The organism is Chitinophagales bacterium (genome assembly GCA_019694975.1).
Classification (GTDB): Bacteria; Bacteroidota; Bacteroidia; order Chitinophagales; family UBA10324; genus JACCZZ01.
Window position 1 is genome coordinate 347,316 of the sequence record JAIBAY010000001.1, and the last position, 13,455, is coordinate 360,770.

The window sequence follows — 13,455 nt, forward strand, 5'->3', positions numbered from 1 at the left end:
ATAAAACGCGCCTTATGGAAAATGTTTCCAAAATCCTGATTGTTGATGATGAAATTGATGTGCTGGAGTTTATCGCTTACAACCTGGAACGGGAAGGATTCAGAACGTTTATTGCCAAAGACGGGCTGGAAGCCATACGCATTGCCAAACAGGAGAAGCCCGACCTTATCCTGCTTGATGTCATGATGCCCAATCTCGACGGTTTCGCCGCCGCTGAACATTTCCGTAATCTGCGCGATCTTAAAAATACGCTGATTGTATTCCTGACCGCACGCAATGATGAAGAATCAGAATTGAAGGGATTTACGGTCGGCGCTGATGATTATATCACCAAACCCATCAAACCGAAACTGCTGGTGAGCCGTATCAAAGCACTGCTGCGCCGTAAGTCAGCCGGCAGCGACACGGAAATAGTGATGGTGGGTAATATCTCCATCGACCGCGACCGTCATGTGGTGAAGGTGAAGGAGGAGGAGATTTTTCTTGCCAGGAAGGAATTTGATCTCCTGTCATTGCTCGCTTCAAAACCCGGCCGTGTTTTTCCAAGGAATGAAATCCTCAATAAAGTCTGGGGCGATGATATTATCGTTGGCGACCGTACCATAGATGTTCATATAAGGAAGATACGGCAAAAGATCGGTGATGAGGTTATCAAAACAGTGAAGGGTGTAGGCTACAAATTTGAAATGTGATGTGAATAACAGGCCACACCAGGCCATTGCGGATAGCGTAGCTTTACCGCACATCAAATCTGCTGGATGCATACATGAAGAATCAGAATCCAAGGACACTTGCTTTCTATATTTCGCTGGCGGTAGCTCTCGTGGCAACCACAGTGGTCGCTGCCACCCAAACATTCCGCCTTGCCAACTGGCTGAGTTGCTTTGTACTATTCATAGTGGTGATGGGCATTTCTTATTTCCTTTTTTATTATGTACTCGAGGCCTTTATCTACCGCAAAATCAAACTCGTTTATAAAACGATTCATAATCTTAAGCTGAACCGTTTTACCAAAGATATACTGGGCAAATCGCTGCGTTCTGATGATCCGCTCACCGATGTGCAGGAAGAAGTGCAGCAATGGGCGGAGGACAGCCATAAAGAAATTGAAGGATTGCGAAAAGCGGAACAATACCGCAAAGAGTTTCTTTCTAACCTGTCACACGAATTCAAAACACCGCTGTTCAGCATACAGGGATATGTGCATACCCTGTTGGATGGCGCCATGGACGACAGTGAAGTGAACCGGCACTTCCTCGAAAAAACAGCCGGCAGCATCGAACGCCTCTGCAACCTTGTGAACGACCTGGAGGAAATTGCCAAACTGGAAAGCGGGGAAGAACAACTGGAATACGTGACGTTTGATATCTATTCACTCACTAAAGATGTATTTGAGGAAATGGAGTACAAAGCCAATATGCACGGCATCCATTTTTCTATTAAGAAAGGATGCGAAAGGCCTTTCTATGTTTCTGCCGACAAGGACAAAATACGGCAGGTAATGGTGAACCTTATTGATAACTCGATCAAATACGGAAATGAAAACGGCAATACCATCGTGAGTTTTTATGATATGGCCGATAACCTGCTGGTAGAGATAACCGATGATGGCATCGGTATCTCGGAAGAACATCTGCCGCGTCTGTTTGAACGATTTTACCGTATTGACAAGAGCCGCTCCCGCGAACAGGGCGGAACAGGCCTCGGACTTGCCATCGTAAAACACCTCATTGAGGCGCACGGTCAAACCATCAATGTGCGCAGCAAGGTTGGCGTAGGTTCTACATTTGGATTTACACTGATGAAAAATCCGGATAGCTGATCTATCATTAACCTTCCATAATAAAAAAAGACGGGCATGCTTTCTCGTCTTGCTGCTGCGATGATCTCTTGAATACCATTGTTGAATGGCAATCTGTTTAACTCTTTGCAATATTAATTATCCAAAGTATAAAGAACACCAGCGCCGCAATGCCAGCAACAGTTGCGAATACGCCGAAAACCCATGACGCGGTGATCAATAAACTTAATACAATTGCCGCGCCTGCAAGAATGATCCACAGCAATAACAACTTGTGCTGATCCTGGGTGATATCTGTCGGGGCTAAGGCCTTCAGCTTTTTGAATGTAGGAGTGAAGTCATACGACGGTTGTCCTGTAATACTGCCATTGGCATTGCTTTCAGAGAGGGGAGATTGCAAAGCTCCGGTCAGTGGTTGCTCAGCAGGCGCAAGGAAATTATTGCTGCTATTGATTTTCCTGAGATCAGGTTTTACTTCCACAGATGCCATATCGCTTTCGGGTGACTGGAGCAGGGATGGCAATGTTTTATCTGTCTTTTTCAAATCCTCTTTACTAAAGTTTTGCACTGTGCCCGCTTGCTCAGTATCCTGTTGCTTTTTTACATACTTAAGATGCGAATACCTGCTCGCTTCGTAACCCGTTGAACAGGAATTCAACAGGGAAGTAACTAACAGCAGCAGGCACAGGGTTTTCAGGGTAGCATAGTGATTCATGACACAAGAGGTGGTTTGGATGAAATTATGTCTTCAAAAATAATTCATTGCCCTTACAAGTGTAAAATTTCCTTCGTTCCTTTTCAGGAGGCGAAGGGTTCTGTTCTTCGCTGGCTTACTTTTCCTATTTTCGTACCAACGAACAATCACCTCACTTCATCTTTGGAGGATTATACAGCATCAACATGAAAGGAATCATTCTCGCCGGCGGGTCAGGAACCCGGTTATATCCGATTACTTATGCAATCAGCAAGCAGATCATGCCCATCTACGACAAACCCATGATCTATTATCCGCTGTCAGTGCTGATGATGGCGGGCATTAATGAAGTGCTGATTATTTCAACCCCGCAGGATATGCCGCAGTTCAAAAGATTGCTCAGCGATGGTTCACAACTCGGCTGTAACTTTCAGTATGCGATCCAGGAAAAACCAAACGGGCTCGCCCAGGCATTTGTAATTGGCGAAAAATTTATTGGAGGCGGCAGTGTGGCTTTGATCCTCGGCGACAATATTTTTTACGGATCAGGGCTGGGTACTTTCCTCGAACACAACACACAACCGGATGGCGGAATTATCTTTGCCTATCACGTAAGCGATCCTCAACGGTATGGTGTAGTTGAGTTTGATGATAAAAATACAGTGCTCTCCATCGAAGAAAAACCTGTTCATCCCAAATCAAACTTTGCGGTGCCCGGCTTGTATTTCTACGACAATGCTGTGGTTGAAATTGCAAAAAACCTGCAGCCGGGCAGCCGTGGAGAATATGAAATCACCGATGTAAACAAAGAATATCTCCAAAGAGGAAAATTGAAAGTGGCCATCCTCGACCGAGGTACGGCCTGGCTCGATACCGGCACTTTTGACTCACTCATGGCAGCCTCACAATTTGTGCAGGTAGTAGAAAACCGGCAGGGATTAAAAATAGGATGCATTGAAGAAATTGCCTGGCGCAAAAAATATATTGACGATCATCAATTGAAACACTTGGCGGAGCCATTGCTGAAAAGTGGTTACGGAAATTATTTGATGGAGTTGATGCGTTTAAAAACAAATAACTAAATTTAAACAGAACTGCAAAGTGCGTAAAATATTAATCACCGGCGGAGCAGGATTTATTGCCAGTTGCCTGGCTGATAAATTAGTGCAGGATGAAAACAATTACGTGGTGATTGTTGACAACCTGCTTACCGGTACGAAAGAAAAACTGCCGTCGAAGCAATACAAAAACTGGCACTTCATCAAAGCCGACGTCAACAAATTCGCTGATGTTTCCTCCATCATGGTGGCGTATCAGTTTGATTATGTGTTTCACTATGCAGCCGTGGTCGGCGTACAACGGACATTGAATAATCCGGTGAATGTTTTGAACGATATAAAAGGCATTCGCAACATTCTCGATCTTTCCAAAAACACCGGCGTGAAATGCGTCTATTATTCCTCCTCTTCCGAAGTATATGGTGAACCGGTTGAGTTTCCGCAGAATGAAGAAACGACTCCATTGAATTCAAGACTTCCTTATGCGATAGTAAAAAACGTAGGCGAGTCCTTTCTCAAATCTTATCACAAAGAATACGGTTTGAATTACACGATCTTTCGTTTCTTCAATACCTACGGCCCTAAGCAATCGGTTGACTTCGTGGTTTCCAAATTCATCCGCGCGGCATTACATCATAAGGAAATTGTGCTGTACGGCGACGGAAAACAAACACGCACCTTTCTGTTTATAGATGACAATATTGAAGCCACTGTAAATGCCCTCAACCAACAGAAATACCTGAATGCCGTTGTGAACATCGGTTGCGACGAGGAAACCACCATCATCAGCCTGGCAAAAAAAATCATCCGCATTACCAAATCAAAATCCAAAATCATTCATCATCCGCCATTAAAGGAAGGTGATATGCTGCGCCGGAAACCGGATGCTGAAAAAATGAAACAATTGATTAACCACCCTTTGGTGACACTGGATGAAGGATTGCGCAGAACGATTGCCTCCGGCAATTTCTGACGAAGTCATTGAATTGCTTTATGGGCTTTATATTTGAACTTGTATTGACGGTCAGCGATATAATAAAAGTGCCTGCCATAGCAGCAGCTATTCAACCCGGGTTGTTATAGGTTTGATGCAACAAGGAAGATGAGATATGCAGCCGGAGGCACCGGCAAATTATAGAGAAGACAACTGCTAATTAAACTATCTTGTGACAATATGATCAAGCGCTGGGTACTTAAAGAAACAGATCCGCATCAACTGGCAAGATTGCAGACTGCGCTGAATATTCACCCTGTATTATTACAACTGCTGGTACAAAGGGGCATCTCCACTTTTGAAGAGGCCAGGAAATTTTTCCGTCCTTCACTCGCCGACCTGCATGATCCGTTGCTGATGAAAGATATGGACGTCGCCGTAAAGCGAATTGAAAGGGCCATAGCAAACCATGAAAAGGTTTTGATTTACGGCGACTATGACGTTGACGGAACCACCTCCGTAGCTACTGTATATTCCTTCTTCCTGGCCTTGGGTGTGATGGTGGATTATTACGTTCCCAACCGTTACACGGAAGGATATGGCATCTCTTCACAGGGAATTGACTGGGCAAAAGAGAGAGGGTTCACCCTTATTATCGCATTGGACTGCGGGATAAAATCGATTGATAAAATCGAATATGCACGACAACGGTCCATTGATTTTATCATCTGCGACCATCATCTACCCGGCGAAACAATTCCTGCAGCCATTGCGGTGCTTGATCCTAAAAGAAGCGACTGCAGCTACCCTTATAAAGAGCTGAGTGGTTGCGGCATAGGATTTAAACTGATCAGTGCATTCGCGCAGCAAAACAATCTTCCTGATGAAAGCTATCTCCGGTACCTCGATTTTGTGGTGGTAAGCATTGCATCCGACATTGTACCGATTACCGGCGAAAACCGTGTGCTGGCCCATTATGGTTTATTGAAGATCAATCAGCAGCCCAGCGAAGGCCTCCGCGCCCTGATGCAGTCTAACACGGTTAAAAAGGAATTTACCATCTCCGACCTTGTATTCGTGATCGGGCCGCGCATCAATGCCGCAGGAAGAATGGATGATGCACGCAATGCCGTGCAACTGCTCATCTCCGAATCTGCTCATCATGCTGCGGGCAATGCGGAAGTGCTGAACAAACACAATACCGACCGGAGGGAGTTTGACAGTTCCATCACACTGGAAGCACTGGCCATGCTGGAAGCCGATCCTGCTCAGGCCGGTAAAAAAAGCACGGTGCTCTTTCAGCCGCACTGGCATAAGGGTGTAATCGGAATCGTCGCCTCCAGGCTGATTGATAAGTGGTATCGCCCTACCATCATCCTCACCGAATCAAATGGGCTTGCTACCGGTTCTGCACGTTCCGTGGCCGGCTTCGATATTTATGAAGCGATTCTCGCCTGCTGTGATTTGCTGGAACAGTTTGGCGGTCATATGTTTGCAGCCGGGCTTACCATGCGCATCGAAAATATTGAAGCATTTACCAATCGGTTTGAAGAGGTAGTGGCATCAACCATTGAAGAAAGGTACCTCACGCCGGAAATTGAAATCAATGCGGAACTGGAGATGGAAGAAATCACACCAAGGTTTTACAGTGTACTGAAACAGTTTGCTCCGTTCGGTCCGCAGAATATGAAACCGGTTTTCATGACAAGTAATGTGGAAGATACCGGCTGGTCGCGCATCGTAGGCACGGATCATCTTAAATTTTCGCTTAAAAAGGGGCATGGATCTTTGAATGGCATCGGCTTTGGCATGGGGAGTTTGCTGCCCATCATTAAAGGCGGCCAGCCATTCGACATCTGTTACAACCTTGATGAGAATGAATGGAACAACAAGAAGAAGATTGAGATGACGGTTAAAGATGTAAGACCATCCCGCACTGTCAGCTGAAGTGAACTGATGAAAATTCACGACACCGGTGCATAACAATTCCCGAAGAAGTAAATGCCGGGATCACCTGCTGTGAGTATTCATCAACCAATACAAGAAAACATGATCCTCCGTACAGAAAATCTGGTAAAGGCATACAGGCAGCGCAAGGTGGTAGACCATGTGTCTGTCTTTGTGCAGCAAGGTGAAATTGTCGGACTACTTGGTCCTAATGGTGCCGGAAAAACCACTACGTTTTACATGACGGTGGGGCTGGTAAGGCCTGATGAAGGAAAAATTCTGCTCGATCAGCTCGACATCACGCATCAGCCCATGTATAAGCGCGCGCAGGAAGGAATTGGTTATCTGCCGCAGGAAGCGTCCATCTTCAGAAAGTTATCCGTGGAAGACAATGTTTCCGCCGTGCTGGAGATGACACGACTATCCAAAAAGGAACAGAAAGAAAAACTGGAGATCCTGCTGGATGAATTCGGCCTGAATCACGTGCGGAAAAACAGGGGCGACCTGTTATCCGGCGGCGAAAGAAGAAGAACGGAGATTGCCAGGGCATTAGCCGTTGACCCCAAATTTATACTGCTCGATGAGCCCTTCGCAGGCATTGACCCGATAGCCGTTGAAGATATTCAAATGATTGTCGCCAAGCTGAAATTCAAAAATATCGGCATCCTCATCACCGATCACAACGTGCAGGAAACATTATCCATCACCGACCGCGCCTACCTGCTTTTCGAAGGAAGGATATTGAAGCAGGGAACGGCGGAGGAACTGGCGGCCGATGAACAGGTACGTAAGGTTTATCTGGGGCGCAATTTTGAACTGCGGCGTAAAAATCCTGTTCCATGACCATGGAATTCCGCTGACCGATATATATTTCCGAATTTCTTTCCCATCTTTCAGCAATTGGTTTTGCGGTTAACCATCATTTCACCTTCATACACTATTGTTTGTCTTTTCTCCCATAGTACAATGGTTTCTCCGACAGCGTATCAGCCAGATTCAGCTGTGGATGGATTATCCGCTTGACGCACAGCAGAAAGTTTTTCAATACCTCATAGAAACAGCACGGGACACTGAATGGGGAAAGGCATATGGCTATGCCGACATCCGCTATGCTGATGATTTTAGAAAGCGTGTACCATTGCAGGACTATGAATCCCTGAAACCTTTTATTCAACGCCTGATGGATGGGGAACAAAACATCCTCTGGAACTCGCCTGTAAAATGGTTTTCAAAATCTTCCGGTACCACTTCGGATAAAAGCAAGTTCATCCCGATGACGGAAGAGTCGATTGAGGATTGCCATTACCGTGGCGCCATTGATCTGTTATCCGCCTATTGCAATGCCAATCCGAATACAAGGCTGCTGAGCGGCAAAGGATTGATCGTTGGTGGCAGTCATCAAATCAATCCGATGAACAGAACTGCCGTGTATGGCGACCTGTCGGCTGTCTTATTGCAGAACATGTCCTTCTTCGCGCAATGGTACCGTACACCCGACCTGTCTGTTGCACTCATGAATGACTGGGAGATGAAACTGGAAGCACTTGCCAAAGCTACCGTCCATGAAGATGTGACCAATATCTCCGGCGTGCCGACATGGACCATGCTGCTGATAAAAAGACTGTTTGAGCTAACCGGGGAAAATAACCTGAAAACCATCTGGCCAAATCTTGAATTGTACATACATGGCGGCGTTAGCTTCAAGCCATACCGTGCAGCATTCAGGTCTTTAATTCAGGCAAATGATATGTACTACTATGAAACATATAATGCCTCGGAAGGATTCTTCGGATTTCAGTATGGCCTGGAAGACGACGATCTCCTGCTGCACCTGAACAATGGTATCTTCTATGAATTTATTCCATCCACCGAATTTGGCAAGTCAGCTCCCCGGACGGTTTTGCTGCATGAAGTAATACCCGGTGAAAGTTACGGGCTTGTGATTTCCACCAATGGTGGCTTATGGCGATATGTGGTGGGTGATACGATCAGGTTTACTTCCGTACGACCTTTTAAAATACAGGTAACCGGCAGGTTGAAGCACTTCATCAATGCTTTCGGCGAGGAGGTTATCGTGGATAATACTGACCGTGCTATATCCGAGGCATGCCGGCTGACTGGCGCAGCGGTAAATGATTATACGGTGGCACCTATTTATCTCACCTTACAAAACCGTGGCGGACATGAGTGGCTTATAGAATTCTCAAAGCAGCCTGATGACCTTGCACACTTCACGCGGGTACTGGATGATACGCTCAGGGCTGTCAATTCAGATTATGATGCCAAACGCTCGCACGACCTTGCACTACTGCTTCCTGTGATTCATGTACTTCGGCCTGATACATTCTATAATTGGCTTAAATCGAAAGGGAAGCTCGGTGGTCAAAACAAAGTTCCACGCCTGAGCAACGACAGAACTTATGTGGAAGAAATATTAGCCTCAGCCAACCTGCAGCAGTCATCCTGATATGCAGCATGCACCGTTGAAGTTCTACTGCCGGAAGAACTCCTTATACGATTCGAAATTCGCCATAAATTTTTGCTTCTGCTCTGCTGATAACAAATCCTGGACTTGTGCTTTTAAATCCTGCCTGATACCCTGCATCTGCGATTTAATGTCGCCACCACCTGTTTTTGCGGCTTTGCGCTGCTCACGAAACTGCTGAAAAGCAGCCTTCATTTTTTCCAGTTGCTCTCCCGTAAGGTTAAGATCGGTTGTCAGCTGCGATAACATTTGCGCCGCCATTCCCTGTTTATCCGCTTTGGCACCGCCAAATAATTTATTCAGAAATCCCATAAAGGCATTTTTTACGAAGTACTTCATTAAATCTCAATAAACCAAACAGCAACCGGATGATCCACCTTTTGCGGACTTAACTAACAGCTGCAATTCTGCCCTGTGGTGAAATTCATTTCGATTTATGCCGGTATGCTTTCTTGAGCAGCCCCTTTGAAAAAGCATGTGCGAAGTAACAGCCTGCTAAGGAGTGTAAACATGAAGCTGCGTGCCGATCAGCTGCGTGGCATATTGTGGCAACGGAGAACTGGCAGGGCCCATTGTCACATTGCCGGAAGTATCAAAATGAGAACCATGGCAAGGACAAGTCATTTCATTATAGGACACATTATACTCTACATTGCAGCCCTGGTGGGTGCAAACTTTCGAAAGCGCATAGTAATTATTATCGAGTCCTTTGAAAACGATTACATTGCTGATGTACACATATCCGCCTAAATTCATCAGTATGCTGTACTGAGGATCCAGCAGATCAATGTAAAAATCCACATCCGGAATCGCGTCAATCTTGGAGCAACCGCTTAAAAAATCGGCTATAAAAAGTGCAGACGCACTATATCCCAGCTTCTTTAAAAATTCCTTTCTATCCATAATTTAAGAGGGCGAATTAATTAATTGAAGTCCCTGCCGACTGAAGCACATCATACGTTCCGGCCGATTTCGATACAAACCCAATCACCCTGCAATTGCCGGCATTCCATTCGACAGGAAGGGTAATGCTTCTTGTAATGGACCAGCTGCTGCCGGCCGTCTTTTCAGCATTCACCAGCTCACCGCTGTGACTGGTGAGAAATGTTCTCAACACATCTTCATGCACATAGTCTTCCACCACATCCGTAGGGCCGCTATCCTGTGCCGCCACCATTCCGCTTTCCGTAAGCAGCAAGGTGGCATTGATAATATCGCTTACATCTTTCAGGAAATCCACTTTCATGGTAACGGTTAATAACCTGCTGCCTGCATTGTAATCCTTTTCGATAGAGATCTTTACGGATGGCAGACTGTCCAGCTCCTGCCTGACCATCAGGTTCCAGTAGTTGCGGTCAATAAGGCGTTGCACATTTCCGGGCGTCAGCTCCCATGATTTGCGGTCAATGGCCGCTGAAGGCTGAAACGGAAATGGTCCGAGATAGGCTGTAATATTATCCGCATCCTCACATCTGAAATCAGGATCGGTGTTATGGATAGGAACAGCAAGATCGCCGCTATGTATCTCCACTACTTCAATCCTGCCGGGAAAGGAATCCAGCAGGTCGTTAATTATTTCGCGACCTGCGGGGCAATTAACACACCGTACGGCCGTAAATACTTCCATCAGCACCACTCTTTCATTCGTGGTGTCAACATTGCCACCGCCTCCGCCATAGTTTATATTCGGACCAATCTCATCACAGGAATGAAATAAACATCCGGCAACAATCAGGAAAAAAAGTAGGAGCGCTTGCTTTTTGAACATAATCTGATTACAAAATGAAAAAACAGCAATCACGACACTTCCAGTGATGATGATTTATGTTTTAAGAACGGTCTAAAATTAGTTTAAAAAGTTGATGTAAGATTAAACTTCAACCCTGCAAAAGCGGGCTCATACCTGCATACGCCTCCGGTACAATTGATGCCTGCCACCTGCCTCACATACGATAATGTGAAACGGTTTGCACTTTTTGTGTAGGCGACGAAGAAGTTATAGTAATGATTCTTATCGGTTGTTTTTTCAGGATTAGGATCGATATTGTACATGTCGGAAACTGCGAACGACCAATTGGGGGCGATGTTATATTCCGCAAGCGCAAATAGCCACGACCCGTAATCTTCCTTCGTAACCTGATATTGCAATTCAAACCGCACTGACTGCTTCCTGGTTGGTTTATACGTGAATTCCGCAAATGGCGTGACTGCCGTTTGATCGGGCAAAGGTTCACTGAGATACACCTGCTGATTATAAAAAATATATTGGCCGCCAATGAGGTACTGGAATTTTTTCGATTTGGTAATTTCCATCTGACCGTATAGTTCCGTCCATAGATGGGTATTGTTCAGGTCGCGGATATTGGAAAAACTGGCTTCTATGGTATATCCTTTTACCGGTGTGTACACGGCATCAAACTGGTAAGCCAGTTCACCGAGATATTGTGTAGCCGGCTGATAACGGGCCGGTAAGCGGAGAGAGTTCTGCCGGGCCATGGGCGGAATGTAATTCAGCACGCCATTCAGCAAGGTTTCGTTGGGTGAAGTGCGCAGCACAAAATTATCGGTGCGTTTAAACTGGCCTGTGAGACCAAGGCCTTTCTGCGAAAAAGACAATGAGGTATAAATGACATTGCCGTCTTCATCTACCAGTTTTCCGGTAGCATCCTTGATAGCTTCATGCGTTTTGGCTGCGGCTTCCAGGTACCAGCTGAATTTTTTGAAGCTCAGTGTGTAGTATCCGGAAAAAGCATAAACATTATACTTGGGAACAAACCGGTCAATAGAGTCATAACTGTTGATGGTAGCCACCACCACATCCATCGATGCCTGGTCCATGGTTCGGTTCAGAAAAGCTGCGCCGGGTAAAAGCCGGATATCTTCGCTCACATCAATACTGCCATCCACATTAAGTCCCTTGATGGTGGGCTTGTAAAATGAAAACAAATTTTTCTCCAGCCCCGCAATACCTTTTAACTGCCAGCGGTCATTCAACTGATACTTAAGATTAATTCCGTAGGTGGCATAATCGATACCCAGCCCGCGGTCTTCATAGGAACGATAGATGATTCCGCTTCCGAACTGATCATAGAAATGCCCTCCATGCACCGTCAGTTTTCCCACCTGCTTTTCCAGGTAATAATATCCGATGCCGACGCCGGTATAAGCGCCGGTTGGATTAAACAGGTTTGAATTGAGGAAACCATCGAGCCTGATGCCTGCATTAAACCCTGAAATGCTGTAGTTCACGCTCAGCCATGATTCAATACCGGTGAAATAATTATCGTACAAAGGCGTGTTGTAGGCGCCAATAGAGGAGTCGCGCTGGAAAATATTCACATTGGTTTGCAGGTCACCGGAGAGCGACCCCTGTTGCGCAAAAGAGTCTGCAGCAGTGAATAGTGCAAATACAAGGAAAATAAAATTTCGCATCATTATTGAAAAAGAGGCCTGGTAAAACTTATTACCTGTTAGGGTTTCAAAACAATATCAGGGTTCAAAGAAATCAAAATATTTCCGCAATCAGCTATTCTTTACCGATCAAATTCAGCGCACGTGGTAAAGATAATTTTTCGGGAATCGAAAATTCAACTGGTACATCAGCAGGTTGCATATCCGGCCGTAAGGTTTGTCCTGCAGGCAAATACGGCCAATCCGAATTTTGGTTATAAATTTGCCCGCCACCCTAAAAAAGAATAATCATGAATAAGCATCTCCTGTCAATTTTTTCATTATTGCTTTTAGTATCCCATGCGCATTTTACTGCTGCGCAGGAAAAGAAACTGCCTTCCGTTACCCTATCGGACATTGATGGCAATAAAGTAGATATCAGTCAGCTTGGCAATGATGGAAAAATCATTATTCTCAGTTTTTGGGCCACATGGTGTGTTCCCTGCAAGAAAGAACTCACCAATATCACCGATATATACGAAGACTGGCAAAAAAAATACAATGTGGAGCTGATAGCCGTTTCCATTGATGATTCCCGCAATGTGACCAAGGTGAAGCCTACCGTAGATGGCTCAGGATGGCCTTACCGGGTTTTACTTGATCCTAACCAGGATCTGAAACGAGCGCTCAGTTTTCAGAATGTCCCTTATACTGTGGTGACGGATAAATCCGGAACAATTGCCCTGGTACACAGCGGTTATGTGGAAGGGGATGAGTTTGAATTGGAAGAAAAACTCAAAGAATTATCTGCACAGTAATTTGAATGAAAGGGATTTGATTCACTCCGTTTCAATCCATCTTTAGTGGCAGCCATTGTTCAATGTATTTGAAATGCTAAGCGTTTGCTCAGCATTATGCTATTTCTTCAACAAATGGCTTTGAGCCTGCCATCCATAAGTGGAAGCTTGCAGGGAAATTTCCAGAAGCTTTCTCAAAATACCCGGAGTCATCCTGTCCCGATTGATCTGCATCAGGATCTCTTCAATTCATTGAAAGATGCCGAAATAAATTCTGCATGACCGCATAGATTGCCTGTTTTGAGATAGCTTCTGTTATCATTCAGGTTAACAGCGAGCTAAAAACCTG

At 45.4% G+C, this 13,455-nt stretch carries 13 protein-coding genes; 8 read left to right on the forward strand and 5 right to left on the reverse strand.

Features of this window, described 5'->3' with window-relative positions:
• Positions 1-14 precede the first annotated feature (14 nt).
• Together K1X61_01275 and K1X61_01280 are read left to right on the forward strand one after the other, a co-directional pair.
• Positions 15-692 (forward strand): response regulator transcription factor, encoded by a 678-nt coding sequence (locus tag K1X61_01275; protein ID MBX7107254.1) that lies wholly within the window; start codon positions 15-17, stop codon positions 690-692.
• A gap of 74 nt (positions 693-766) precedes the next feature.
• The gene (locus K1X61_01280; protein ID MBX7107255.1) at positions 767-1,822 is read left to right on the forward strand and encodes a sensor histidine kinase; all 1,056 of its coding nucleotides are present in this window, start codon (positions 767-769) and stop codon (positions 1,820-1,822) included.
• A 97-nt stretch (positions 1,823-1,919) separates the two neighbouring features.
• Here K1X61_01280 and K1X61_01285 read toward each other — a convergent pair whose 3' ends face one another.
• Positions 1,920-2,516 carry a hypothetical protein gene (locus K1X61_01285; protein ID MBX7107256.1) on the reverse strand — a complete coding sequence of 199 codons (597 nt, stop codon included), beginning with the start codon at positions 2,514-2,516 and terminating at the stop codon, positions 1,920-1,922.
• A gap of 185 nt (positions 2,517-2,701) precedes the next feature.
• Here K1X61_01285 and rfbA point away from each other — a divergent pair, with 185 nt between their 5' ends.
• The 5 genes from rfbA to K1X61_01310 all read left to right on the forward strand — a co-directional run bounded on the left by rfbA (position 2,702) and on the right by K1X61_01310 (position 8,901).
• Positions 2,702-3,577, forward strand: a complete 876-nt coding sequence (rfbA, locus tag K1X61_01290) for a glucose-1-phosphate thymidylyltransferase RfbA (protein ID MBX7107257.1) — start codon at positions 2,702-2,704, stop codon at positions 3,575-3,577.
• 19 nt (positions 3,578-3,596) lie between these two features.
• A complete protein-coding gene (locus K1X61_01295; protein MBX7107258.1) occupies positions 3,597-4,526 on the forward strand; it encodes an NAD-dependent epimerase/dehydratase family protein in 930 nt (309 codons plus the stop codon).
• Positions 4,527-4,727: 201 nt separating this feature from the next.
• Positions 4,728-6,434 carry a single-stranded-DNA-specific exonuclease RecJ gene (recJ, locus tag K1X61_01300; GenBank protein ID MBX7107259.1) on the forward strand — a complete coding sequence of 569 codons (1,707 nt, stop codon included), beginning with the start codon at positions 4,728-4,730 and terminating at the stop codon, positions 6,432-6,434.
• 102 nt (positions 6,435-6,536) lie between these two features.
• Positions 6,537-7,277: an LPS export ABC transporter ATP-binding protein gene (gene lptB, locus K1X61_01305; protein MBX7107260.1), complete on the forward strand. Its 741-nt coding sequence runs from the start codon at positions 6,537-6,539 to the stop codon at positions 7,275-7,277.
• A 163-nt stretch (positions 7,278-7,440) separates the two neighbouring features.
• Positions 7,441-8,901, forward strand: a complete 1,461-nt coding sequence (locus K1X61_01310; protein MBX7107261.1) for a GH3 auxin-responsive promoter family protein — start codon at positions 7,441-7,443, stop codon at positions 8,899-8,901.
• A gap of 24 nt (positions 8,902-8,925) precedes the next feature.
• Here the strand turns inward: K1X61_01310 and K1X61_01315 are convergent, their stop codons facing one another.
• From K1X61_01315 to K1X61_01330, 4 genes are all read right to left on the reverse strand, one after another.
• Positions 8,926-9,258 carry a hypothetical protein gene (locus K1X61_01315; GenBank protein MBX7107262.1) on the reverse strand — a complete coding sequence of 111 codons (333 nt, stop codon included), beginning with the start codon at positions 9,256-9,258 and terminating at the stop codon, positions 8,926-8,928.
• Between the two features lie 156 nt (positions 9,259-9,414).
• The gene (locus K1X61_01320; GenBank protein MBX7107263.1) at positions 9,415-9,822 is read right to left on the reverse strand and encodes a Rieske (2Fe-2S) protein; all 408 of its coding nucleotides are present in this window, start codon (positions 9,820-9,822) and stop codon (positions 9,415-9,417) included.
• Positions 9,823-9,838: 16 nt separating this feature from the next.
• A complete protein-coding gene (locus K1X61_01325; protein MBX7107264.1) occupies positions 9,839-10,687 on the reverse strand; it encodes an Omp28-related outer membrane protein in 849 nt (282 codons plus the stop codon).
• Positions 10,688-10,770: 83 nt separating this feature from the next.
• Complete coding sequence (locus tag K1X61_01330; GenBank protein ID MBX7107265.1) at positions 10,771-12,354, reverse strand: hypothetical protein; 1,584 nt, start codon at positions 12,352-12,354, stop codon at positions 10,771-10,773.
• Between the two features lie 266 nt (positions 12,355-12,620).
• On the opposite strand from K1X61_01330, the gene K1X61_01335 reads away from it, so the two are divergent.
• Positions 12,621-13,127: a TlpA family protein disulfide reductase gene (locus K1X61_01335; protein MBX7107266.1), complete on the forward strand. Its 507-nt coding sequence runs from the start codon at positions 12,621-12,623 to the stop codon at positions 13,125-13,127.
• Positions 13,128-13,455 lie beyond the last annotated feature (328 nt).

What these genes read in the sequence shown, in the direction of transcription:
- rfbA (MBX7107257.1), top strand. Translation starts at nt 2,702, where the DNA reads ATGAAAGGAATCATTCTCGCCGGCGGGTCAGGAACCCGGTTATATCCG.
- K1X61_01280 (MBX7107255.1), top strand. Translation starts at nt 767, where the DNA reads ATGAAGAATCAGAATCCAAGGACACTTGCTTTCTATATTTCGCTGGCG.
- K1X61_01320 (MBX7107263.1), bottom strand. Translation starts at nt 9,822, where the DNA reads ATGGATAGAAAGGAATTTTTAAAGAAGCTGGGATATAGTGCGTCTGCA.
- K1X61_01310 (MBX7107261.1), top strand. Translation starts at nt 7,441, where the DNA reads ATGGATTATCCGCTTGACGCACAGCAGAAAGTTTTTCAATACCTCATA.
- K1X61_01275 (MBX7107254.1), top strand. Translation starts at nt 15, where the DNA reads ATGGAAAATGTTTCCAAAATCCTGATTGTTGATGATGAAATTGATGTG.
- K1X61_01335 (MBX7107266.1), top strand. Translation starts at nt 12,621, where the DNA reads ATGAATAAGCATCTCCTGTCAATTTTTTCATTATTGCTTTTAGTATCC.
- K1X61_01285 (MBX7107256.1), bottom strand. Translation starts at nt 2,516, where the DNA reads ATGAATCACTATGCTACCCTGAAAACCCTGTGCCTGCTGCTGTTAGTT.
- K1X61_01325 (MBX7107264.1), bottom strand. Translation starts at nt 10,687, where the DNA reads ATGTTCAAAAAGCAAGCGCTCCTACTTTTTTTCCTGATTGTTGCCGGA.
- K1X61_01315 (MBX7107262.1), bottom strand. Translation starts at nt 9,258, where the DNA reads ATGAAGTACTTCGTAAAAAATGCCTTTATGGGATTTCTGAATAAATTA.
- lptB (MBX7107260.1), top strand. Translation starts at nt 6,537, where the DNA reads ATGATCCTCCGTACAGAAAATCTGGTAAAGGCATACAGGCAGCGCAAG.
- recJ (MBX7107259.1), top strand. Translation starts at nt 4,728, where the DNA reads ATGATCAAGCGCTGGGTACTTAAAGAAACAGATCCGCATCAACTGGCA.
- K1X61_01330 (MBX7107265.1), bottom strand. Translation starts at nt 12,354, where the DNA reads ATGATGCGAAATTTTATTTTCCTTGTATTTGCACTATTCACTGCTGCA.